Below are 20,495 nucleotides of genomic sequence, written 5' to 3'. Positions count from 1 at the left end.
GACTCTGTGCAATCGGTTAGCGCGACCGGTCACAGCGCAGCGTGATCGATCGTTTGCAGCAATTGAGGTGCAAAGCCTGCCTGACTCAACAGGTTCGGCAGCTTGGCGGCGAATCCCTGAAAGCCGTGATCGCCACCCGCTTCGATACGCAAGGCGCATGCCCGGTAGAAGGCTTGGGCGCGCCGATAATCCAGTGTCTCGTCGCCGGTCTGCAACCACACCTGGATGCGCAACGGGTCCTGCGGGGCCGGCACTTCGAGCTCGGCCAGCGCCGCCACATGATCGTGCGTCAGCTCCCAGCGCTCGCCGGTGTAGAGGTTTTCCTGGGTGCCCATAAAGCCGTCGAACAGCTGATGCGGGTTGACCACCGGATTGATCAGCACAGCTTTCAGGCCGTGGCGCTCTGCCAAATGAGTCGCATAGTAGCCGCCGAGCGAGCTGCCGACCAGCAGCGGCCGACCGAGCTCGGCAATCGCACTTTCCAGCTGGGCGATGGCCTGCCGAGGATGGTGGTGCAACTCCGGAACACGCAGCTGATCGCCCAGCCCCAGGCGCTGCATCAGCTCAGTCAGCTGCGAGGCTTTTTTAGACAGGGCCGAACTGTTGAGCCCATGTATATAAAGAAGAGTCGGGAGATCTTGATTCACACTATCGCTCCAGGCACCGTCGTTCGCGGCATCCGCGCGTTATGAACAGGACTTCGCGCGGGCAAAGCCACGCAGTTTACAGGGACAAGCGTGCTGTGGCGCATCTTTAACCCGTTGGAGCGAGCTCAGTACCCGCCGCCACCAAGATCAACGCTAAACGCCCCCTCATCGAGACGCGAGACGCCGGTCTCCAACTGCCCATCATCATGCAGACGCAGCCAGCGATAGCCCGGCGGCCGGCTGTCCACCTTGAAATTCTCGCTGCCGGGCGCGAATTGAATGCAGGTCGAAGGAGACGCCATCAACCGCACGCCGTCGCGAAGTTGATCGAACTCTTGATGCACATGCCCCCACAGCACCGCGCGCACCTGGGGAAACCGATCCAGCACGGAAAACAGCGCGTCAGGGTTTTTCAGCCCAATGGGTTCCATCCAGCCGCAACCGATGGGCACCGGGTGGTGATGCAGGCAGACCAGATGATGCCGCTCCGGTGCCTCACTCAACGCCTGGGCCAGCAATTGCAGCTGTTTGTCTTCTAGATAACCAGGGACGGCGCCGGGCACTGCGGAATCCAGAAGCGTGACGCGCCAGTTACCCACGTCGACCACCGGATCGAGAAAATCACTCTGCTGCGCTGCCGCTGCCATCTGCAGCAGATCGTCGTGATTGCCCGGCAGCCAGCGTTTGGGGGCAACGATGCGCTCGCTGCCGGCACGAAACGCCTGGTAGGACGCCAGCGAACCGTCCTGCGACAGGTCGCCGCTGGCGATGACCAGATCCGGCTGCGGTAGCTCAGCGAGCACGCGATCCACGGTGGCGTTGAAACTGGCCAGCGTATTAAGGCCCATCAACGTGCCGTCGGCTTCAGCGAATAAATGGCTGTCGGTCAGCTGGACCACGAGTACGGACGACGACAGGTGAGGTGCGCTCGGCAAAGGCCATCTCCTTGAGCAGGTATGGCCGGATTATGGTGCGAGACACGGAAGACGGCAAACGGACAAAAGCGCTGTGGTTCGCATTTGCTGCGAAGGAATGAACAGCCGCGCAGGAAATAGGTTAACGCACCGCCTCGAACTCATGCCCGCACGCCAGGCAATGGCTCAGCCACTCTCCCAAAAACAGGTTGAGCTGGGCCTTTTCGTCGGGCTGGTGCATGTCGGGGTTGGGATAGGGGTAGATGCCTTGAAAGCGCCGGGCGTGTTCGGCGCCGATGACTTCGGCCATGCGCGCATCGTGATAAACCTGCACTTCCAGCCGCGGCACCGGCAGCCACGGCAGGCTGTGTTCCTGGCGAACCTCCAGGGTGGTGGTGTACGGGCAATCGAGGATGACCTCGACGGCCAGCACGCCCAACATCTGATCACCCTGGGTCACGGCCACGCGCCGCGACCGTTGGGCGTTGCGCATGTCCGGCAGCAAACGCATCAAGCGCGCGTAGTTGGCCTCACAGGCTGCCTGCAGCCCGGCGAGGTCGACACGATAGCGCTCGCGCAATAGATTCAAGACCACAGCCCCCTGACTTCAGTGCGGTTCAAAGCCAGCCACTGTATGGCGATAATAGTTGCCGCGTTGACGACACGTCCGTCTTTTACAGCTTGAAAAGCATCCTCGAAAGACCAGACCGACACGCGGATGTCCTCAGCCTCCTCGACCAGCCCGTGCAAGCCCCCCGCGCCCTCGCTTTCGCACTGGCCCAGGAACAGATGAACGAATTCATTACTGCCACCCGGCGACGGAAAGTATTGAGTGATAGGCCACAACGCGCTGAACGTCAGCCCAGCTTCCTCCTGTCCTTCCCGGTGAGCAACCTCCTGGGGCTCCTCTTTTTTATCGATCAGGCCAGCCACCATTTCGATCAGCCACGGGTTGGGGTTCTTGCCGACCGCGCCGACGCGAAACTGCTCGAGCAGCACCACTTCGTCGCGCTTGGCATCGTAGGGCAGCACGCAGACCGCGTCGTGCCGCACAAACAGCTCGCGCGTGATCTCCGGGCTCATGCCCCCTGCAAACAGCTCATGACGCAGGTGCAGCTTGTCCAGTTGGTAAAAACCCTTGAAGCAGTTTTCGCGCTGGGTGATCTCGTGTCGCGTGGGTGTCGATTTAGTCGTGTCGGTCATAAAGTTCTCGCTGCGGGACCACCAGTGTCTTCAACCCCATCCTAACGCGCTGGATCAAGGGATGCAGCCCCCGCTCCGGCAATTGTGGCCGGCAGGGTAGACGAGTGCCGTGGAAACGATCTCTAATCCGCCCGACGGCGAACTGATGGCGCCGCTCGTAGTCGAAGCACCTTGCAGCGGTGACGCTGCTGCCTTCTTTGCCATTGCCAAGGATCAACATGTCGTTTCTGAAGATCATTTCACTGGCTTGCGTGGCCCTGATACTGGGCGCCTGCCAAAGCCTGTTCCAGCCCAATCTGCGCAGTCCGTTGACCGTTCAGCGTGACGCCTCCGAGCTGATCAAGCCGGGCTGCACCACCGACGATTGCCCGCTGGTGAACATCGACACCGTGCACTTCCCGGACGAGCCAAAGCTCGACGCCATTGTCCAGCGCACCTTGTTGCAGCTGACGCGTGCTGACTCCGATGGCCCAGTGCCGCCGACCCTCAAGGCCTATCAGGCGCAATACCTGAGTCAGGCGCAAGCGCGCAACAGCAGCTACCTGCAGGCCAAGGTCCGCGAGCAGCACGACGGCATCGTGGTGATCGAGCTGTCCAGCTACCTCGACACCGGCGGTGCCCACGGCAATCCGGGCCGTGCGTTCATCAACTACTCGCGCCCACAGCAGAAAGTGCTGACGCTGGCTGACATGCTGGTGCCAGGCCAGGAAAGCGCGTTTTGGGCCAAAGCCGAACTCGCTCATAAAAGCTGGTTGATCAGCAGCAAGATGAACGAAGACGCGTCTTTCGTGCAGAACTGGCCGTTCAAGCGCACGGCCAACATCGCCCTGACCTACGGCGCGGTGATCCTGAAGTACCCCGTCGACACCATCGCGCCTTACGCCATGGGCCACATTGAGCTGAAGATTCCTTATCCACAGCTCAATGGCATCATCAAGCCGGAACTGTTCCCCGGCCGGAGCTGATCGATTTCCCCAGCACCAGTTGCAGCACGCCAGCCACGATGAGGGCTGGCAGTGTTGCGCCAATGTCCGGGTACAGATTGGCCAGCACGTGATACGTGCTGACCCCGCCTAGCCAGGCGAGCAGCGTCATCCAGCAAAAACTTACGCTTGCGGCCCCTGCGCCACGACGACGCAGGATGAAGTGATCCACCAGCACCACGCCAAACAGCGGCGCAAACACCGAGCCGATCAGCAGCAGGAAGTTCTGATACTGGGCCAGCGGGGCGAAGCAGGCGATCAAGGTGCAGATCACGCCGATGACCAACGCAATGTGCTCAACCTTCGCTTTCACCAGAATCCCGCTTGATACGGCCGCCGAGTGAATGTCCGCGAAGGCGTTTTCCGATTCGTCGAGCAGGATCAGCAGCAACGGAATTCCCATCCCCGCACCCGCCAACGCCAGTAGCAGCGCATTGGCGTCCCCACTGGGTGCGAACGCCAGCGTGTAGGCAACGCCCAGGCTCATCAGCCAGAAGTTGCCGATGAAAAAGCCCAGTGCGGTCCCGCCAAACACCCCGGCGGCGCGCTTGCCGAAGCGCGAGTAGTCGGCAATCAGCGGCAGCCACGACAGCGGCATGGCAATCGCGATATCAAACCCGACCGCAAACGGCATCGTTCCGTCACCGGCTCTTGCCCAGAGTGCGGACAGATCGGCCTTGCTCAGCAGGTTCCAGGTCAACCATATGCAGGCGGCCAGCAGCAGCCAGATACCCCATTTGCGCAGGATTTGCCGGACGAACGCCAAGGGGCCGCTGACCGCCAGCAACGTGGCAAGCGCGCCGAACACCAGTGTCCAGAGCAAGGGGTTCGCGATCAGGCTGCCGTCGGAAGACACGCGGGCGCCCAGCAAGGTCGCGGCGTCGCGCATGACGATGATTTCAAACGAGCCCCAACCCACCAGTTGCAGCAGGTTGAGCAGCGCGGGCAGGGTCGCGCCTTTGCTGCCAAGGCTCAGTTTGAGCGCGGCCATGGATGAGAGGCCGGTGTCGCTGCCGATCAGACCAACCGCCGCCAGCAGCAAGACGCCGACCAGCGTGCCGAGGAAGATCGCCAGCATCGAGCCGGACATGCCTAACCCCGGCGCCAACAGCGCGCCGGTTTGCAACACCATCAGGCCGATGCCAAGGGAGAACCACAAGGAAAACAGATCACGCCCGCCGAAGACACGCTTGTCGGCGGGGACGGGGATGTCGGGCGAGTAGGTGCTGGCCGGATTCATTTATGTTGATCTCGAAGAATGGAGAATAGCTTCAAGCGGCAAGCTAAAAGCTTCAAGAAAAAACAGGTCGTACGCCTGCTTTTCGCTTGCGGCTTGTAGCTTGAAACTTGCCGCTTGCCGCTTGCCGCTCAGATCTTTTTATAAAGCTGACTGCCTTCCTGCTTGAACCGCTCTGCCTGCTCGCGCAGTCCCTCTTGCACCGAGACGTCCAGGGCCTCGATCTTCTGATTGGCGGCGTACACCCGCACCTCCTGGGTGATTTTCATCGAGCAGAATTTAGGGCCGCACATGGAGCAGAAATGCGCCACTTTGGCCGAGTCTTTCGGCAGGGTTTCATCGTGATACGAGCGCGCTGTGTCCGGGTCGAGGCCAAGGTTGAACTGGTCTTCCCAGCGAAACTCGAAGCGCGCCTTGCTCAACGCGTTGTCCCGAATCTGCGCGCCGGGATGCCCCTTTGCCAGGTCCGCCGCGTGGGCTGCAATCTTGTAGGTGATGATCCCGGTCTTCACGTCGTCCTTGTTCGGCAGGCCCAGGTGCTCTTTGGGCGTGACGTAACACAGCATCGCGCAGCCGAACCACCCGATCATGGCCGCGCCAATGCCTGACGTGATGTGGTCATAGCCTGGCGCGATGTCGGTGGTCAGCGGGCCGAGGGTATAGAACGGCGCCTCGTCGCAGCACTCCAGCTGCTTGTCCATGTTCTCTTTGATCAGTTGCATCGGCACGTGTCCGGGGCCCTCGATCATGCATTGCACGTCGTGTTTCCAGGCGATTTTGGTCAGCTCGCCGAGGGTTTCCAGTTCGCCGAATTGCGCAGCATCGTTGGCGTCGGCAATCGATCCCGGACGCAGCCCATCGCCCAGCGAGAAGCTGACGTCGTAGGCCTTCATGATTTCGCAGATGTCATCGAAATGGGTGTAGAGGAAGTTTTCCTGATGATGCGCCAGGCACCACTTGGCCATGATCGACCCGCCGCGGCTGACGATCCCGGTCACGCGCTTGGCGGTCAGCGGCACATAACGCAGCAGCACGCCGGCGTGGATCGTGAAGTAATCCACACCCTGCTCCGCCTGCTCGATCAGCGTGTCGCGGAACAATTCCCAGGTCAGGTCCTCGGCCGCGCCGCCCACTTTTTCCAGTGCCTGATAAATCGGCACGGTACCGATGGGCACCGGCGAGTTGCGGATGATCCACTCGCGGGTTTCGTGAATGTGCTTGCCGGTGGACAAATCCATGACGGTGTCCGATCCCCAGCGAATACCCCAGGTCAGTTTGGCGACTTCTTCTTCGATGGAAGAACCCAGCGCGCTGTTACCGATGTTGCCGTTGACCTTCACCAGAAAGTTGCGACCGATGATCATCGGTTCCAGCTCGACGTGGTTGATATTGGCCGGAATGATCGCCCGGCCCCGGGCGACTTCTTCGCGCACGAACTCAGGCGTGATCTCTTTCGGGATGCTGGCACCGAAGCTATGGCCGGCGTGTTGCTGCGTGAGCAGACCGGCGGCGCGGGCTTCCTGCAACTTCATGTTTTCGCGGATGGCGACGTATTCCATCTCGGCGGTGATGATGCCCTGACGCGCATAGTGCATCTGGCTGACGTTGGCGCCGGCCTTCGCCCTGCGGGGGGTGTTGACGTGGGCGAAACGCAGTGCCGTCAGCTCGGGATCGTTCAGGCGCTGCTGGCCAAAGCTGGACGTCAGACCGGGAAGGCGTTCGGTGTCGTCACGCGACTCGATCCAGGGCGAACGAACATCGGCCAGGCCCTTGCGCACGTCGATGATGACGCCGGGGTCGGTGTACGGTCCGGAGGTGTCGTAGACGGTGACTGGCGCATTGATCTCGCCCCCGCTCTCTGTTCCCGAGAAACTGGTGGGCGTCAGGTCAAGGTGAACCTCACGCATCGGCACGCGGATGTCCGGGCGGGAGCCCTGGACGTAGATTTTATGTGATCGGGTGAACGGCTGAACCGAGCCTGAATCGACTTGGGCTGACTCACTCAGGTTCGCGTTTTTTAGTGTTGTACTCATCACGGGCTCTCCAGACATCATCCAGCAGCGGATAGATTTGTCGGAGCTTGAGCCTGATGTGAACGGACGGATGCACCCGTTGAAAGAGTGCTGAGGATCGAAACGAGGGCTGTTCAATCAATGAACAATCGACCCCGGACGACACTCAAGAGGACTCGCCGGGAGACGAGAAATCTTGTTCCCTACGCAGGCTTTAACCTGATCAGGTTCAACGGGATCCGGATTATCCGATCTCAGCCTCATAGCAAGGCACCCCGACAAGAACGCGGCCAGTCTAGTCGCCGTCCACCGCAAACGCCAAGCGCGGAATTCAAACGGGCGTTAAATGGCCGGTCTACCCGATTGTTGTGGCCACCATCCGGAACTACACTCGCTACGCGGCGCCAAAGCCATCTGGATCCGCTTTGGTCTACAACTACTAGGGAATGTCTCATGCTGCGCAAACTTTCACTGGCCATTGCCGTGTCGTGTGCTTCAAGTGCAATGGTCGGGGCAGTAGAGTTGCCTCTGCCGACCAGAACAGGATTGGTCAGCGTCTACCAGGAAGCGGTCAATAACAATGCCGATCTGGCCGCTGCGCGCGCCGATTACGATGCCCGCAAGGAAATCGTGCCCCAGGCCCGGGCCGGCCTGCTGCCCAACATTACCGGTGGCGCCGAATCGAGCACCAGCCGCACCAAACTCGACGAACCGTCAGCCGTGATCAACCGCAGCGGGACGGTGTATCGAGCCACCCTGAGCCAGCCGATTTTTCGCGCTGACCGCTGGTTTCAGTTCCAGGCCGCCAAGGACGTCAACGAACAGGCCGCACTCGAATTGTCGGCGACTGAGCAAAATCTGATCCTGGACAGCGCGCAGGACTACTTCACCGTGCTGCGCGCCCAGGACAACCTGGCGTCGACCAAAGCCGAGGAAGCCGCGTTCAAACGCCAGCTGGACCAGGCCAGGGAGCGTTTCGACGTCGGCCTGTCGGACAAGACTGACGTGCTGCAAGCCCAGGCCAGCTATGACACGGCCCGCGCCAGCCGGATCGTTGCCAAACGCCAGGTGGATGATGCGTTTCAGGCGTTGGTGACCCTGACCAACCGTGAATACAACTCCATCGAGGGGATCGTCCACACCTTGCCGGTGCTGACCCCAATCCCTAACGACGCCAAAGCCTGGGTCGACACCGCCGCCCAGCAAAACCTCAATTTACTCGCCAGCAACTACGCCGTCAGCGCCGCCGAAGAAACCCTGCGCCAGCGCAAGGCCGGCCATGCGCCGACCCTGGATGCCGTAGCCCAATTGGAAAAAGGCGACAACGATGCGCTGGGTTTCTCCAACCCCAACTTCACCGGGCAGGCGTACCACGGCAACGTCGAGCAGCGAACCATCGGCGTGCAACTCAATATCCCGATCTACAGCGGCGGCCTGACCAGCTCCCAGGTCCGCGAAGCGTATGCACGTCTCGGCCAAAGTGAGCAACGCCGCGAAGGCCTGCGCCGTCAGGTCGTGGAAAACACCCGAAACCTGCACCGCGCAGTCAACACCGACGTAGAGCAGGTTCAGGCCCGCAAGCAATCGATCATCTCCAACCAGAGTGCGCTGGAAGCCACCGAAATCGGCTATCAGGTCGGCACCCGTAACATCGTCGACGTCCTCGACGCCCAGCGACAGCTCTACGCTTCCGTGCGCGATTACAACAACACGCGTTACGACTACATCCTCGACAACCTGCGCTTGAAACAGGCAGCAGGCACGCTGAACCCCGGGGATCTGCAGGACCTGTCTCGGTATCTCAAAGCCGACTACAACCCGGACAAGGACTTCCTGCCGCCGGATTTGGCGAAGGAAGCAGCTAAGAATTTTGAGAGGCCGAGTGTGCGGTAGGTGAAAAAACTTCGTGCGTCACGCTATGGCGCGCCTGCTTAAAAGCCCTGCGACTACCTTATCGGTTGAATGACGATAGGCTCTGAAGCTCAGAGGACGGCTACGTGAGGACGACTAAAGGTTCTTTGACTTCCAGACTCGAGTTGCGGTGGCGAATGAAATACCTCTGAAGAAGAAGGCCAGCTTGTTGACGTCATCCCAGCCGTATGCACGATGAGAGCTTAAAACCACGGATCCGTCTTGGGTGGATATCTCGATAAAGTAGTGGTCCTTTTCATGACTACCAGTGTCTTCGCTTTTTAATCGGTAACGCGCTGGCCGTATTGTAATAACGCAATCATCCATTAAGTAACACTCGGATTCATATTCAGATGCATCTTGATTCCAAGGGTTGGTCCTGGCTAAAGCGGAGGACTTTTCGGCGTCGTGGAAAACTGTGTACCAATAAGATGGAATGTCTCCCTCCCAAGCTTTCTCTACATTCGAGCTTGACCGAATAACAATTTTTTTCATCTCAATAATCCAAATGAAGATTTGGAGTAATCCCCTTATCTTTATTCCAAGCGTTCACATGCGGACCAGCATTTAAATGAGGGTGGCCGGGCGAATCATCTCGCCAGCCTGCGGTGTCCGTTTTATTTTTTAGTCCGATTTTCCCTTCGGAGTTTCGCCACGAGGGCGGCCCCCCCCTAAATTCCGACTTACGAATCGTATGCGGCACGGAACCTAAATTACCCGCGATCTCAGAGGCTGCCTGTCTAGCGGACCGGCGGTTGGGCATTTGGTACCGATTTTCATCGGCAGCAATGCCTCCGTTTTTCTTGATGATAGTTTCAGCATACGTTTTGGCTTCAGCATCCCGGAAGCAGGATTTCCAACCCCAAGGATCAATCCATCCCACCGGGTTAGGCGCATATTGGTACAGATTCAGGCCGCCCGACAAGCCGATCGGGTCGGGGGTGGTGAAGCGGCCGATGTCGGGGTCGTAGTAGCGGAAGGTGTTGTGGTGCAGGCCGGTTTCGCGATCCAGGTACTGGCCCTGGAAACGCAGGTTCTGCTCGGTGCAGTTTTGTGTGCGGGTTTCCTGGGTGGCGGTGCCCCAGGTCTGGAATGTCGCGCTCCAGACGAGTTCGCCGCTGGGGTTGGTCAGTCGTTCGGGCAGGCCGTTGAGGTCGTTGTGGAAGTAGTGCACGCGCGGGTTTTCGCCGGTGCCGTCCACCCGGGCCAGGGGTTCGTGGCCGTCGTCGACGTAGAGATAGAGGCTGCTTTGGCCGTAACGCTGTTCTTGCAGCAAGCGCAGGCCATCCCAGGTGAATCGGGTGTCGCCCAGTTCAAAGCCGTCGCGGTTGTGTTCGGTTTTGCGGACGCGCCGCCCCAGCGGGTCGTAGGTCATGCGCACGACCTTGCCGTGCGGGTTTGTGACTTCGATCAGCCGGTGTTCGGCGTCGTAGGCGAAGGTTTGCCGGCCGTAACGGCGGCTGTGTTTTTCGACCAGCCGGCCAAAGCCGTCGTAGCGGTAGCGCTTGTCCTGATAGGTCAGCAACTGGTTATGCGCGACTCGCTCACCTTTGTGCTTCGGGCCGTCCAGCAGGTTGGCCGCAGCGTCGTAGGCAAAGGTTTCCAGCAGCCCGGCGCCGGAGTCCTGGGTGTTGAGAATCCGCTGGGTGGCGTCGTAGCCCAGCAAATGACGCAGCCTTGATTGGCGGTCCCGGCGTTCGATGAGGTTGTCGGTTGGGTCGTAGCCGTACTCGGTGTCGCCGTACGCTGGCATTGATCGTCGTGGGTCGAGCATGCGGCACTGTCGGCCGGACAGGCGTCCGGTCCGGTCATACTCGGTGACGGTTGAGATTTGCCCTTGGGTACGCAGCACTTCACGGTGCAGGCGGTCGCGTTCGAAATCACAGATCAACTGCCCGTCGAGGTTGATCTGGTGCAGGTGGCCACTGCCGTAGTGCAGGCGGTTGATCCAGCGGCCGTCCGGCAGGTGGGTGCGGGCGCGGTTGCCCAGTTCATCGTACTGATGTTTCAAAACCCCTGCGAAAGACCGCTCTTCCAGCAGTTGTCCGAGCGCGTCATAGACGAACCCCAGCGTCTGTTCGGCGCCAGCGGTGTCGGTAAAGCCAAGACCTGTCAGCTGGTCTGCGTCGTCGTATTGGTATTCGCTGCGACCGTCGGCCGTGACCTTCGCCGTCAGGCGCCCCAGCGCATCGTGTTCAAAGCGGTGCTCGATGGGTTCGACAGGGACTGAGTTGTCTTCCTTGCGATGCGGCGCAGGCACATGCAACACCTGACTGACATTGCCCAGCGCGTCATAGCCATAGCGCCGACCGCTGCCGTCCAGGTCGCGCTGGGCGATCAGGCGATCGCCGGCATCCCAGCCAAACCCGTAGCTCTCGCCATTTTCATTGGTCAGGCTTTGCAACCGGCCGTAGTCGTCATAGCTGAACTGCACCCGGCGCTGGTGCGCATCGATGCGTTGCCGGACCTGACCGCGTCCGTCGTATTCATAACCGGTCGCGCCGCCCGCCGCGTCGATGTAGCGAGTAAGCGCGCCGCTGCGGTCATGCTCAAAGCGCTCGGTCCGCCCATCGTCCAGTTGGCGCTGCAGCAGGCGGCCGCAGGCATCGTGCTGATAGGTCGTGCGCTTGCCCAGTGCATCGATCACGGTCTGCAGATGGCCACGGTGGTCGTATTCGAACCGCGTGGCATGGCCCGAACAGTCGGTGTGCTCGGCCAGATGCCCCAGCGCATCCCAGTGCAGCGTTCGGCGCTTGCCGGCCGGGTCGATGACTTCGATCACTTGGCCATAGGCGTCGTATCGGTAACGGGTGACATGCCCCAGCGGATCGGTGAGGTAGGTGCAGTTGCCGCGCTTGTCGTAGCGGTAGTGCCAACTGCGGCCGGCCGTGTCGGTTTCAGCCAGGGGCAGCGCCCAATGCTCGAGAAACACCGTCGCATCGCTGCGCCCGAGCGGGTCCTGCGTGGAACACAGGTTGCCGGCGTCGTCGTAGCGATACCGCCACTGGCCACCCTGGGGATCGATGGCGCCCAGCAACTGGCGCTCATCGTTCCACTCAAACCGCCAGCGGTGGCCGAGGTTGTCGGTGTAGTCGGTGATCTGCTGCTGGGCGTTCCAGCGCCGGGTGCTGATACGGCCGAGGCCGTCGGTGACCACGGTGGTCCCGGCGTTCAGGTCGTAGTCGAAGCGGTAGGCATCACCCTCGTCGGTCCAGTGCTCGACCACCCGCCATTCACGGCCCTCGACCAACGCCCACTGATAAAAGCAGCGCAGGCCGCTGGGCAGCCGGTGCTCGACCATGCGCTGCTCGTGGTAGACGAACTGCCGCCGGGTCTGACCCAGCGCGTCCGTCACTTCAATCAAATTGCCCTGAGCGTCGTAGTCATAACGGGCCAGCACTTCGCGACGGTCGTCGACATAGAGGCGTTCCAGGTGGCTGATCCGGCGTGGCCACTGCGCCGAATACACCACCCGCAGGCGCACGATGTTGAAGGTGTCGCGCACATGAATCAGGCGCCCGGCTTCGTCGTAATCGAGAAAGATCCGGTTGTCGTTGCGATCCCCCAGCTGGGTCAGACGCAAGGCCTGGGGGTCGGAAGCAACCGGCTCGAACAACCGATAACACCCGTCCTCGCTCTCGATCAGCAACGGGCCGTTGTCATGCCGGCGCACCGCCAGGCCCTCCCCGGCGCTGTACACCGCGCTGCCCGGCGCAACCCAGCCCATGTCGATGGACCGCGCCTGCTCGTCGGTGTAGATCAGCCGTTCGCCGCCGGCAGGATCCGGCTCGATGCGCACGCTGATTTCAAACCCGACGCTCCAGCCCGCGCCAAACATCCCGTCAGTCCGGGTATCGCGACTGTTGTAAAAGCGCTGCCAGGCCACCGGAAAAATGCCGGGGATGAACACGTCAAGTTCCTCGGCATCGCCCAGGACCTTGGCGCCCGTCGCCGCATGCACCGGGTTCGGCGAGGCGCTCATGGCCCGGTTCAGCGCGCCGATGGCCTGGCTGGTGGCAAAGCCGTTGACGCCGCTGAGTGCCATGCACGGCAGGTTGCTGACAAAGGCGCCGCGGCCGCCGCGCAGCAGCATCAAGGCGCTGACCGCCATGCCCACGCCCGGCGTCTTGCCGCTGCGCACCTGACGCACTACCACCGTGGGGCCGCCGATGATCACGTTGGGCGAAATCCGCCCCGAAGAGACCACCGTTGCGCCACAACTGCTGCGATCACCGCTGCGCACGGCGGGCTGGCCGTTGATGAACACTGTGGCCGAACCTTCGGCCAGTAACGGCAGGGGCATGGCCGGGTGCCGCGTGCAGGCGATCTGGTCCAGCGGCTTGGGCACCACGCCAGGCGCAGGCTCCGCGAGGGTCGGACGCAACAGCTCGGAAAAGAACCCGGCGGCCATGTCCAGGTAACTGGGGTCAGCCTCGTCGTTGTCGTATTCGGCGGGCGAGACATCGGACGGCGTGCCGGCTGCACGTGCCGCGGGCAAGCCGTTGATGAAGGTGTCGGGCGAGCCGGTGAGGATGGTGGCGGCCGGCTCCGGCGGGAACAGCGCGTTACCGATGCCTTCGCACAGGCGGCTGAGGCCGCTGTCCAGGCCGCTCTGGCTCATGGCGACGCCCACCGCCACGCCGACCAGGGCACCGAGCACGCAGGCGCCCAGACCGCCGGTGACCACCGTCACCCCGGTGGCCGCAACCACGGCAGCCGTCGCCAACGCACCGACGGCGGCAAAGGCTGCCACTTCGAGCACGCCGCCGAGGAGATCGGCCATGACCGAGGTGTGGGACAGGGCATCGCCTTGGCGGGCGGCCCACTGTGCGTCAGACATTCCGTGTACTTCGCGCTGAGAAAGCGCCGGAATGTAAAGAGCTGGAGCGCTGCTGTCTGAGCGCTGAAACACAAAAAACGCGAGCTATGGCGATTTCAGAAGTGGAGGACGAACCGCCAAGATTGCGTCCTACACGGCACCGCTAAACGAACTACATTTCAAACGGAAATAGGCCTAATGACTGAAAAAGGTGGCGCTCAAACCCCACCCTACGGCATCAAGCGTGCGATACCGTCCAGCAATCGCTGCAATGCGCCCTGATTGGTCTTCATCACGCCCAGCCCGGCTTCGGCCATGGTCCGCACCAGCGCCGGCTGCTCGATCAAGCGCTGAACACCCATCGCCAGGCTCGCCGCGTCGCTCACCTCCTCCAACGCCCCGCCACTGCGCAACAAGGCGGCAATCTCGAGGAAGTTGAACAGGTGTGTGCCGCTCAAGACCGGCTTGGCCAGCGCCGCTGGCTCAAGCAGGTTATGGCCGCCATTGGGCACCAGGCTGCCGCCCACGAAGGCGATATCAGCCAACGCATAAAGGAACAGCAATTCACCCATGGTGTCGCCCAACAGCACCTCAGTAGAGGCCGTCACAGGTGCTGCAGTAGAACGCCGGACCGTCGAAAACCCCTGTTGCTCGCAGAGTTCGAAGACAGGGTTGAAACGCTCGGGATGCCGTGGCACCAGGATCAACAACGCCTCCGGATGCGTGGCCAGCAACTGGCGATGCGCGTCCAGCACAACCTCATCTTCGCCCGCGTGGGTACTGGCCGCGATCCACACCGGTCGCTCCGTTGCTTGCCATTCGGTCCGTAGTTGCGCGGCACGCTCCAGCAATGCGGGGTCGATCGTCAGGTCGAACTTGATCGAGCCGGTCACCATCACGCATTCGGGTCGTGCGCCAAGGTCCAGAAAGCGCTGGGCTTCGATCTGGGTCTGCACAGCGAACAGGTTCACCTCCCCCAGCATGGGCCGCGTGAGCCGGGCGAATCGGCCGTAACCCCGTGCCGAACGTTCCGACAGCCGAGCGTTGGCCAGCACGGTCGGAATGCCTCTTTTCGCACACTGATGAATAACGTTGGGCCACAGCTCGGTCTCCATGATCACACCGAGCACTGGCCGGACGTGATTCAGAAAACGGGCAGCGGCCCACGGAAAGTCATACGGCAAGTAGCAGTGCTGAACCCGTGGTTCGTTGGCGAACATCGAGCGAATGCGCTCGGAACCGGTGGGCGTCATGCAGGTGATGGTGACCGGCAGATCGGGATAACGTGCGAGCAGAGCGCGGACCATGGGCGCGGCCGCAATGCTCTCGCCCACCGAAACGGCGTGAACCCATATGCCGCCCTGTCGCATGGGCGGCAACCCGCGGGCAAAGCGCTCGCCAATGCGCTGCGCATACGCCGGGGCCTTGCGTGAACAAAGCCACAGGCGCAGCGCGATGAACGGCAGGCCGAGATGAAACAGGACGGTATAAAGGGTTCTATTCATGGGCGCGGAGTTTATCAGCCAATGGCTTCCAGATAACGAGTGAAACACACCGCTAGCCCTTATTGGCGGCAGTGCGTACCCGGCAGGTCAGAGATAGGAAACGACTTTCTGCGCAACGATCTCTAGAATGCCGGCCATACAAAAGGAGTTGCTCCATGTCCGCTTACTACTTGCTGGCCATTGCCATCTGCGCTGAAGTCATCGCCACCGTCTCCATGAAAGCCGTAAAAGGGCTGAGTACGCCGCTGCCATTGCTGTTGGTCATTGTCGGGTACGGCATTGCGTTCTGGATGCTCACCCTGGTGGTGCGCACCATCCCGGTGGGCGTGGCGTACGCCGTCTGGGCCGGCATGGGCATTGTGATGGTGAGCATTGCTGCGCTGTTCATCTACGGGCAGAAGCTGGACGTGCCGGCCATGCTCGGCATGGCCATGATCGTCGCCGGCGTGGTGGTCATTCAGCTGTTCTCGAAAACCGCCGGTCATTGAAAAGCGTGTTCCCCTATAATGGCGGCATTCGTTTCGCCATTTGAGGTGCTCATGCCATCCGCTATTTCCACTGACGTTCTGATTGTCGGCGCGGGCGTCGCCGGTCTCTGGCTCAACGCGCGACTGCGTCGACAAGGGTTCTCGACGGTCGTGGTGGAAAGCGCAAACCTGGGCGGCGGACAAACCGTGAAATCCCAGGGGATCATCCACGGCGGCGCCAAATATGCCTTGCACGGCGCACTGACCGGCGCTTCGGAGGCCATCGCCGACATGCCCCGCCGCTGGCGTGAGGCGCTGGCGGGCAAGGGCGAGCTGAACCTGTCCGGCGTGCGTGTACTCTCCGAAGCCCACTATCTCTGGTCGCCAGGCACGTTGGCCGGCAATCTCACCAGTTTCTTCGCCAGCAAAGCCGTACGAGGCCGCGTCGATCAGGTCAAAGGCGCCGATTTGCCGCCAGCGCTGCAAGACCCGCGCTTCAAGGGCAAAGCGTACCGCCTGGCCGAACTGGTCATCGACGTGCCGAGCCTGATCGACAAGCTGGCCGAATTGGCCGGCGACAGTCTGCTGGCAGGGCAAACCATCGAGCCATTGCGTGATGGCGATGCCCTTGTCGGCCTGCGGGTCGACGGCCGGGATATCTTTGCCCAACGCATCGTATTGAGCGCCGGTGGCGGCAATGACGCGCTGTTGAATGCCTTGAATATCACGCGCCCGGCCATGCAACGACGACCGCTGCACATGGTGCTGGTCAAAGGCCCGACGCTCAAACCGCTGTATGCGCACTGCGTGGGCGGCGGACCGAAACCCAGGATCACGGTCACGACGCATCCGGCGGCCGACGGGCAGTGGGTGTGGTATCTGGGCGGCGACGTGGCCGAGGCCGAAGGTGTCACGCGCGATCCCGCGGAACAGATTGCCGTCGTGAAAAAAGAACTCGCGCATCTGCTGCCCTGGGTCGATCTGAGTCAGGCGCAGTGGGCGACCGTTCGCGTTGACCGCGCCGAACCCGCACAGTCCGGACTCACCCGCCCGGACAACGCCTTCCTCGACGTGCAGGGTCGGCTGATGATCGGTTGGCCCACCAAGCTTGCGCTGGCGCCGGACTTCGCCGACCGCGTGCTGGCCTCATTGTCTCGGGACGACATACACCCCACGCCACAGCCTACGGTCACTGACTTTCCCAAGCCGCCCATCGCGCGACCTGTCTGGGATGAACTGCTGCCATGAAGACGTTGCACGACCTCCATCGCCCGCTGGGCAGCCTCGGCATCGACGTTTCCCCCCTGGGTCTGGGGACCGTCAAGCTGGGGCGGGATCAAGGCGTGAAATACCCCAACGGCTTCAAGATTCCCGACGACAGCGAGGCCCGGATGCTGCTCAAGCTGGCGCGGGATCTGGGCATCAACCTGATTGACACCGCCCCCGCCTATGGCACCAGCGAAACCCGTCTGGGCCCGCTGCTGCGCGGCCAGCGGCAGGACTGGGTGATCGTGAGCAAGGTCGGGGAAGAGTTTGACAGCGGGCAGTCCAGCCACGATTTCAGCGCCGATCACACTCGGCGGTCGGTGGAGCGAAGCCTGAAGCGCCTGGAGACGGATTTCATCGATCTGGTGCTGGTGCATTCCGACGGCAATGATGTGGCGGTGCTTACCGAATCCGGGGTTTACCAGGCGTTGGCCGAGCTCAAGCGGGAGGGCAAGATTCGTGGCTACGGTTTCTCCGGTAAAACCGTCGAGGGCGGGCTACTGGCATTGGAGGAAGGCGATTGCGCGATGGTGACGTACAACCTGAACGAGCAAGGTGAGGAGCCGGTCCTGGACTACGCCGCCGCTCACGGTAAAGGGATCCTGATTAAAAAAGCCCTCGCCAGCGGGCACGTTTGCCTGAGCCCCGGTGTCGATCCTGTGCAAGCCAGTTTTGAATTGCTTTTCAAACATCCCGGCGTCACCGGTGCTATCGTCGGGACCATTAATCCGCTGCATCTGGCCCATAACGTGGCGACCGCCGCTGCCGTGATAGGCCGTCAGGACCGCTAGCGCGGCCGACCCCAACGCAAGAAGGAGCCGATATGCCGCGAACGCTGATTCGAAAGAACCCCAGTAACTTCAAAACCCTGCCCCTGCTCGTCGAAGCCACTGCTGAAAGCCTGAGTTACCAGAGCATCGGCATGCCGCTCAATTTTTCCCAGACCCTGCAACGTCGTCGCAAGATCGAAGTGCAAGACCCTGAGCGGTTCACCACCGAACTTGCGAATCTGGGCGTGTCGGTGCGTCTGACCCTGAACTGGCAGAACCGTGATTATTGGATTCTGGTGCGTCAGCGTCGCCAGGACCGTGGCGATGTAGTGCTTAAGCTGATTTCCGGTTACGTCCCGGCCCATGAGCTCAATTTGCCGCTGCACACGGCCATCAAGGAAGTCGCGGAAGAATGCCTGATCGAAACTCCCGAAGGCTGGCTGAGCGGGCGGTTCAATGACATATGGCTGCCTGCGCCCTACGCCGCTGCCCTTCACTACCGCGAGGCCCTGCCCTTTCGCCTGTCACCGCTGTCGGGGGCCGCGCTGCCGGTGCGGTGCGGCGGAATGACCCTGATCGAGCGCCCGCGTGCTTACGTGCATCTGCCCACGGCGTCACTGCAGCTGATCTACGACATGCGCCTTGAGGTGCCGAAAGAGGCGCGGCCACTGAGCCTGTTCCACGTCGATGAAAGCCTGGAGAACGACGAACTAGTGGCACGCCTCAATCGCAGCAAACCCGATTTGTACCTGATGCCGCTGGAAAATGGCTCACCGCTGCCGGAGCTGTACACGCTCAAGCGCGACAAGCTGACGCCCGCCAGCACGCGCGGGCTTTACCTGGCCGAAAGCTTCGCCGCGCAAGAGGGCTGGGTGGTGCATGACGAGCGGATTCGCTGGAAGGACTGGCTTGCGCAGCAAGGCATGACCCCGAAGAAGAAACCGGGTATCAAGCGCCGATTGAAGGTGGGAGCCAAGCAGTTGCTGCGCATGGCGCGCAAGACGTTGCATAAATCCTGAAACCTGCGACCGCCCGTTCCCTGTAAGAGCGAACCTGTTCGCGAGGCATCCTGGCTGACACACCTCGTCAGCCGCTTCGCCGACACGTTGGCTCCTACAGCGTTTGACGGCTCACTGCCCGCGTATTTTCTCGACGATGGCAGTGGTCGAGCTGTTGGCGACCAAACCCAGCACTTTGACCTCGCCGCCGTACGCCTGAACGATGCTGGCCCCGACCACCTGATCGATACCGTAATCGCCACCTTTGACCAGCACATCAGGTTTGACGTGGCTCAGCAGGTTCTCAGGCGTGCCTTCCGCAAAGCTGATCACCCAGTCCACCGCGCCCAGACCGGCCAGTACAGCCATGCGGCGATCCACGCTGTTGATTGGACGTCCCGGGCCTTTGAGACGGCTGACGGACGCGTCGTCATTGACCGCTACGATCAGACGATCACCCTGGGCACGGGCCTGTTCCAGATAGGTCACGTGGCCGGCGTGGAGGATGTCGAAACAGCCGTTGGTGAACACGATTCTTTCGTTGTGCGCGCGGGCATCGTCGATGGCCAGCAGCAGTTGATCCAGCGTCAGGACGCCACGTTCAGAGCCCTCAGCGCGCTGGATGGCACGGCGCAACTCAGGTGCGCTGATCGCCGCGGTGCCCAGCTTTCCGACCACGATGCCCGCAGCGAGGTTGGCCAATGCCACCGCGTGCGGTAATTCTTCACCTGCGGCCAGCGCGGCAGCCAAGGTCGAAATCACCGTATCGCCAGCGCCGGTAACGTCGAACACTTCACGGGCGCGGGCTGGCAAATGCAGTGCCGGCTGATCGGGGCGCAACAGGGTCATACCGTGTTCGCCACGCGTCACCAGCAAGGCACCGAGGTCCAGCGAACGCATCAGCTCAGCGCCTTTGGCCACCAACTCCGCCTCATCGACGCAATGGCCGACAATGGCTTCAAATTCACTGAGGTTTGGCGTGATAACCGTAGCGCCACGGTATATGGCGAAATCTTTCCCTTTCGGGTCGGCCAGGACGGGGATGCCGCGGTCACGGGCTGACTTGATCAGCACCTGATGGTTTTTCAGTGCGCCTTTGCCGTAATCGGAGAGCACCAGCACTTTGACGCCATCGAGCAACGCGTTGACCTCTTGGCTAAGGGCAACGGCGTCAGTGGCGAACGGCTCTTCGAAATCGATACGCAGCAGTTGTTGGTGGCGGCTCATGACGCGCAATTTGACGATGGTCGGCTGGTGCGCAACGCGCTGGAAGCGTGCCGTGACACCCGCAGCCTTGAGGCTGTTGCTGAGGCTCTCGGCGGCTTCGTCTTCACCCGTCACGCCGACCAGGGAGGCCTTGGCGCCGAGGGCAGCAATGTTGAGCGCCACGTTGGCAGCGCCGCCTGGACGGTCTTCGATCTGGTCGACCTTGACCACCGGCACCGGGGCCTCCGGCGAAATGCGTGAGGTACCGCCATGCCAATAGCGGTCGAGCATGACATCGCCCACCACCAAAACTGGTGCCTGATCGAAACGCGGCATGGACAACTTCATCGAACAACCCGTAACTAGAATGAACAGGGGCGGAATCTTAGCACAGGGTTTGGAACGCTTGAGGTACTGAGGGAAAGTCGATGCTTTTCAGTGAGGGGGCATCATCTGCAGGGGCAAATTGATTCGCGAAGAGGGAGCGGGATCCGACAGGGTTTTATCATCGGTCTGACTGCCTCGCGAATGAATTCGCTCCTACAGATTTACATGCT

At 61.5% G+C, this 20,495-nt stretch carries 15 protein-coding genes and 1 riboswitch; of the genes, 6 read left to right on the top strand and 9 right to left on the bottom strand.

The window, feature by feature from the left end; genetic code table 11:
* Positions 1 to 29 precede the first annotated feature (29 nt).
* The 4 genes from ABQX22_RS11145 to ABQX22_RS11130 all read right to left on the bottom strand — a co-directional run bounded on the left by ABQX22_RS11145 (position 30) and on the right by ABQX22_RS11130 (position 2,764).
* On the bottom strand, positions 30 to 647 hold the full coding sequence (locus ABQX22_RS11145) for a YqiA/YcfP family alpha/beta fold hydrolase (RefSeq protein ID WP_349799400.1): 618 nt from the start codon (positions 645 to 647) through the stop codon (positions 30 to 32).
* 125 nt (positions 648 to 772) lie between these two features.
* On the bottom strand, positions 773 to 1,582 hold the full coding sequence (gene cpdA, locus ABQX22_RS11140) for a 3',5'-cyclic-AMP phosphodiesterase (protein ID WP_349799398.1): 810 nt from the start codon (positions 1,580 to 1,582) through the stop codon (positions 773 to 775).
* A 121-nt stretch (positions 1,583 to 1,703) separates the two neighbouring features.
* Entirely contained in the window at positions 1,704 to 2,150 is a 447-nt protein-coding gene (locus ABQX22_RS11135; protein WP_441005271.1) for a DUF1249 domain-containing protein, read from the bottom strand.
* Positions 2,147 to 2,764 carry an NUDIX domain-containing protein gene (locus ABQX22_RS11130; RefSeq protein ID WP_349799394.1) on the bottom strand — a complete coding sequence of 206 codons (618 nt, stop codon included), beginning with the start codon at positions 2,762 to 2,764 and terminating at the stop codon, positions 2,147 to 2,149. Before ABQX22_RS11130 ends, ABQX22_RS11135 begins: the two co-directional genes overlap by 4 nt.
* 218 nt (positions 2,765 to 2,982) lie before the next feature.
* On the opposite strand from ABQX22_RS11130, the gene ABQX22_RS11125 reads away from it, so the two are divergent.
* Positions 2,983 to 3,729 (top strand): DUF3298 domain-containing protein, encoded by a 747-nt coding sequence (locus tag ABQX22_RS11125; protein ID WP_349799392.1) that lies wholly within the window; start codon positions 2,983 to 2,985, stop codon positions 3,727 to 3,729.
* Here the strand turns inward: ABQX22_RS11125 and cytX are convergent.
* Both cytX and thiC read right to left on the bottom strand, forming a co-directional pair.
* Positions 3,698 to 4,987, bottom strand: coding sequence for a putative hydroxymethylpyrimidine transporter CytX (gene cytX, locus ABQX22_RS11120; RefSeq protein WP_349799391.1), 1,290 nt, complete (start codon positions 4,985 to 4,987; stop codon positions 3,698 to 3,700). The two genes, ABQX22_RS11125 and cytX, sit on opposite strands and share 32 nt — an antisense overlap.
* A 128-nt stretch (positions 4,988 to 5,115) precedes the next feature.
* Positions 5,116 to 7,017, bottom strand: a complete 1,902-nt coding sequence (gene thiC, locus ABQX22_RS11115) for a phosphomethylpyrimidine synthase ThiC (protein WP_349799389.1) — start codon at positions 7,015 to 7,017, stop codon at positions 5,116 to 5,118.
* Between the two features lie 162 nt (positions 7,018 to 7,179).
* Positions 7,180 to 7,284: riboswitch (TPP riboswitch) on the bottom strand.
* Between the two features lie 165 nt (positions 7,285 to 7,449).
* Between thiC and ABQX22_RS11110 the strand changes: the two genes are divergently transcribed.
* Complete coding sequence (locus ABQX22_RS11110) at positions 7,450 to 8,889, top strand: TolC family outer membrane protein (protein WP_349799387.1); 1,440 nt, start codon at positions 7,450 to 7,452, stop codon at positions 8,887 to 8,889.
* A 514-nt stretch (positions 8,890 to 9,403) separates the two neighbouring features.
* Here the strand turns inward: ABQX22_RS11110 and ABQX22_RS11105 are convergent.
* Both ABQX22_RS11105 and waaA read right to left on the bottom strand, forming a co-directional pair.
* On the bottom strand, positions 9,404 to 13,747 hold the full coding sequence (locus ABQX22_RS11105; RefSeq protein WP_349799385.1) for an RHS repeat-associated core domain-containing protein: 4,344 nt from the start codon (positions 13,745 to 13,747) through the stop codon (positions 9,404 to 9,406).
* Positions 13,748 to 13,956: 209 nt separating this feature from the next.
* Positions 13,957 to 15,231: a lipid IV(A) 3-deoxy-D-manno-octulosonic acid transferase gene (waaA, locus tag ABQX22_RS11100; protein ID WP_349799383.1), complete on the bottom strand. Its 1,275-nt coding sequence runs from the start codon at positions 15,229 to 15,231 to the stop codon at positions 13,957 to 13,959.
* A gap of 155 nt (positions 15,232 to 15,386) precedes the next feature.
* Between waaA and ABQX22_RS11095 the strand changes: the two genes are divergently transcribed.
* The 4 genes from ABQX22_RS11095 to ABQX22_RS11080 are packed head-to-tail and all read left to right on the top strand — an operon-like array spanning position 15,387 to position 18,753.
* Positions 15,387 to 15,719: a DMT family transporter gene (locus tag ABQX22_RS11095; RefSeq protein ID WP_349799381.1), complete on the top strand. Its 333-nt coding sequence runs from the start codon at positions 15,387 to 15,389 to the stop codon at positions 15,717 to 15,719.
* Between the two features lie 51 nt (positions 15,720 to 15,770).
* Positions 15,771 to 16,946, top strand: a complete 1,176-nt coding sequence (locus ABQX22_RS11090) for an NAD(P)/FAD-dependent oxidoreductase (protein WP_349799379.1) — start codon at positions 15,771 to 15,773, stop codon at positions 16,944 to 16,946.
* A complete protein-coding gene (locus tag ABQX22_RS11085) occupies positions 16,943 to 17,755 on the top strand; it encodes an aldo/keto reductase (protein ID WP_349799378.1) in 813 nt (270 codons plus the stop codon). The genes ABQX22_RS11090 and ABQX22_RS11085 overlap by 4 nt, the downstream gene beginning before the upstream one ends.
* Before the next feature lie 32 nt (positions 17,756 to 17,787).
* Positions 17,788 to 18,753 carry a hypothetical protein gene (locus ABQX22_RS11080; protein WP_349799376.1) on the top strand — a complete coding sequence of 322 codons (966 nt, stop codon included), beginning with the start codon at positions 17,788 to 17,790 and terminating at the stop codon, positions 18,751 to 18,753.
* 111 nt (positions 18,754 to 18,864) lie between these two features.
* Here ABQX22_RS11080 and hldE read toward each other — a convergent pair whose 3' ends face one another.
* The gene (hldE, locus tag ABQX22_RS11075; RefSeq protein ID WP_349799374.1) at positions 18,865 to 20,286 is read right to left on the bottom strand and encodes a bifunctional D-glycero-beta-D-manno-heptose-7-phosphate kinase/D-glycero-beta-D-manno-heptose 1-phosphate adenylyltransferase HldE; all 1,422 of its coding nucleotides are present in this window, start codon (positions 20,284 to 20,286) and stop codon (positions 18,865 to 18,867) included.
* Positions 20,287 to 20,495 lie beyond the last annotated feature (209 nt).

Origin of the sequence: Xanthomonas sp. WHRI 1810A, from assembly GCF_040202885.1 — a bacterium.
Taxonomy (GTDB): Bacteria; Pseudomonadota; Gammaproteobacteria; order Pseudomonadales; family Pseudomonadaceae; genus Aquipseudomonas.
This window is presented reverse-complemented; position numbering and strand designations above follow the sequence as displayed.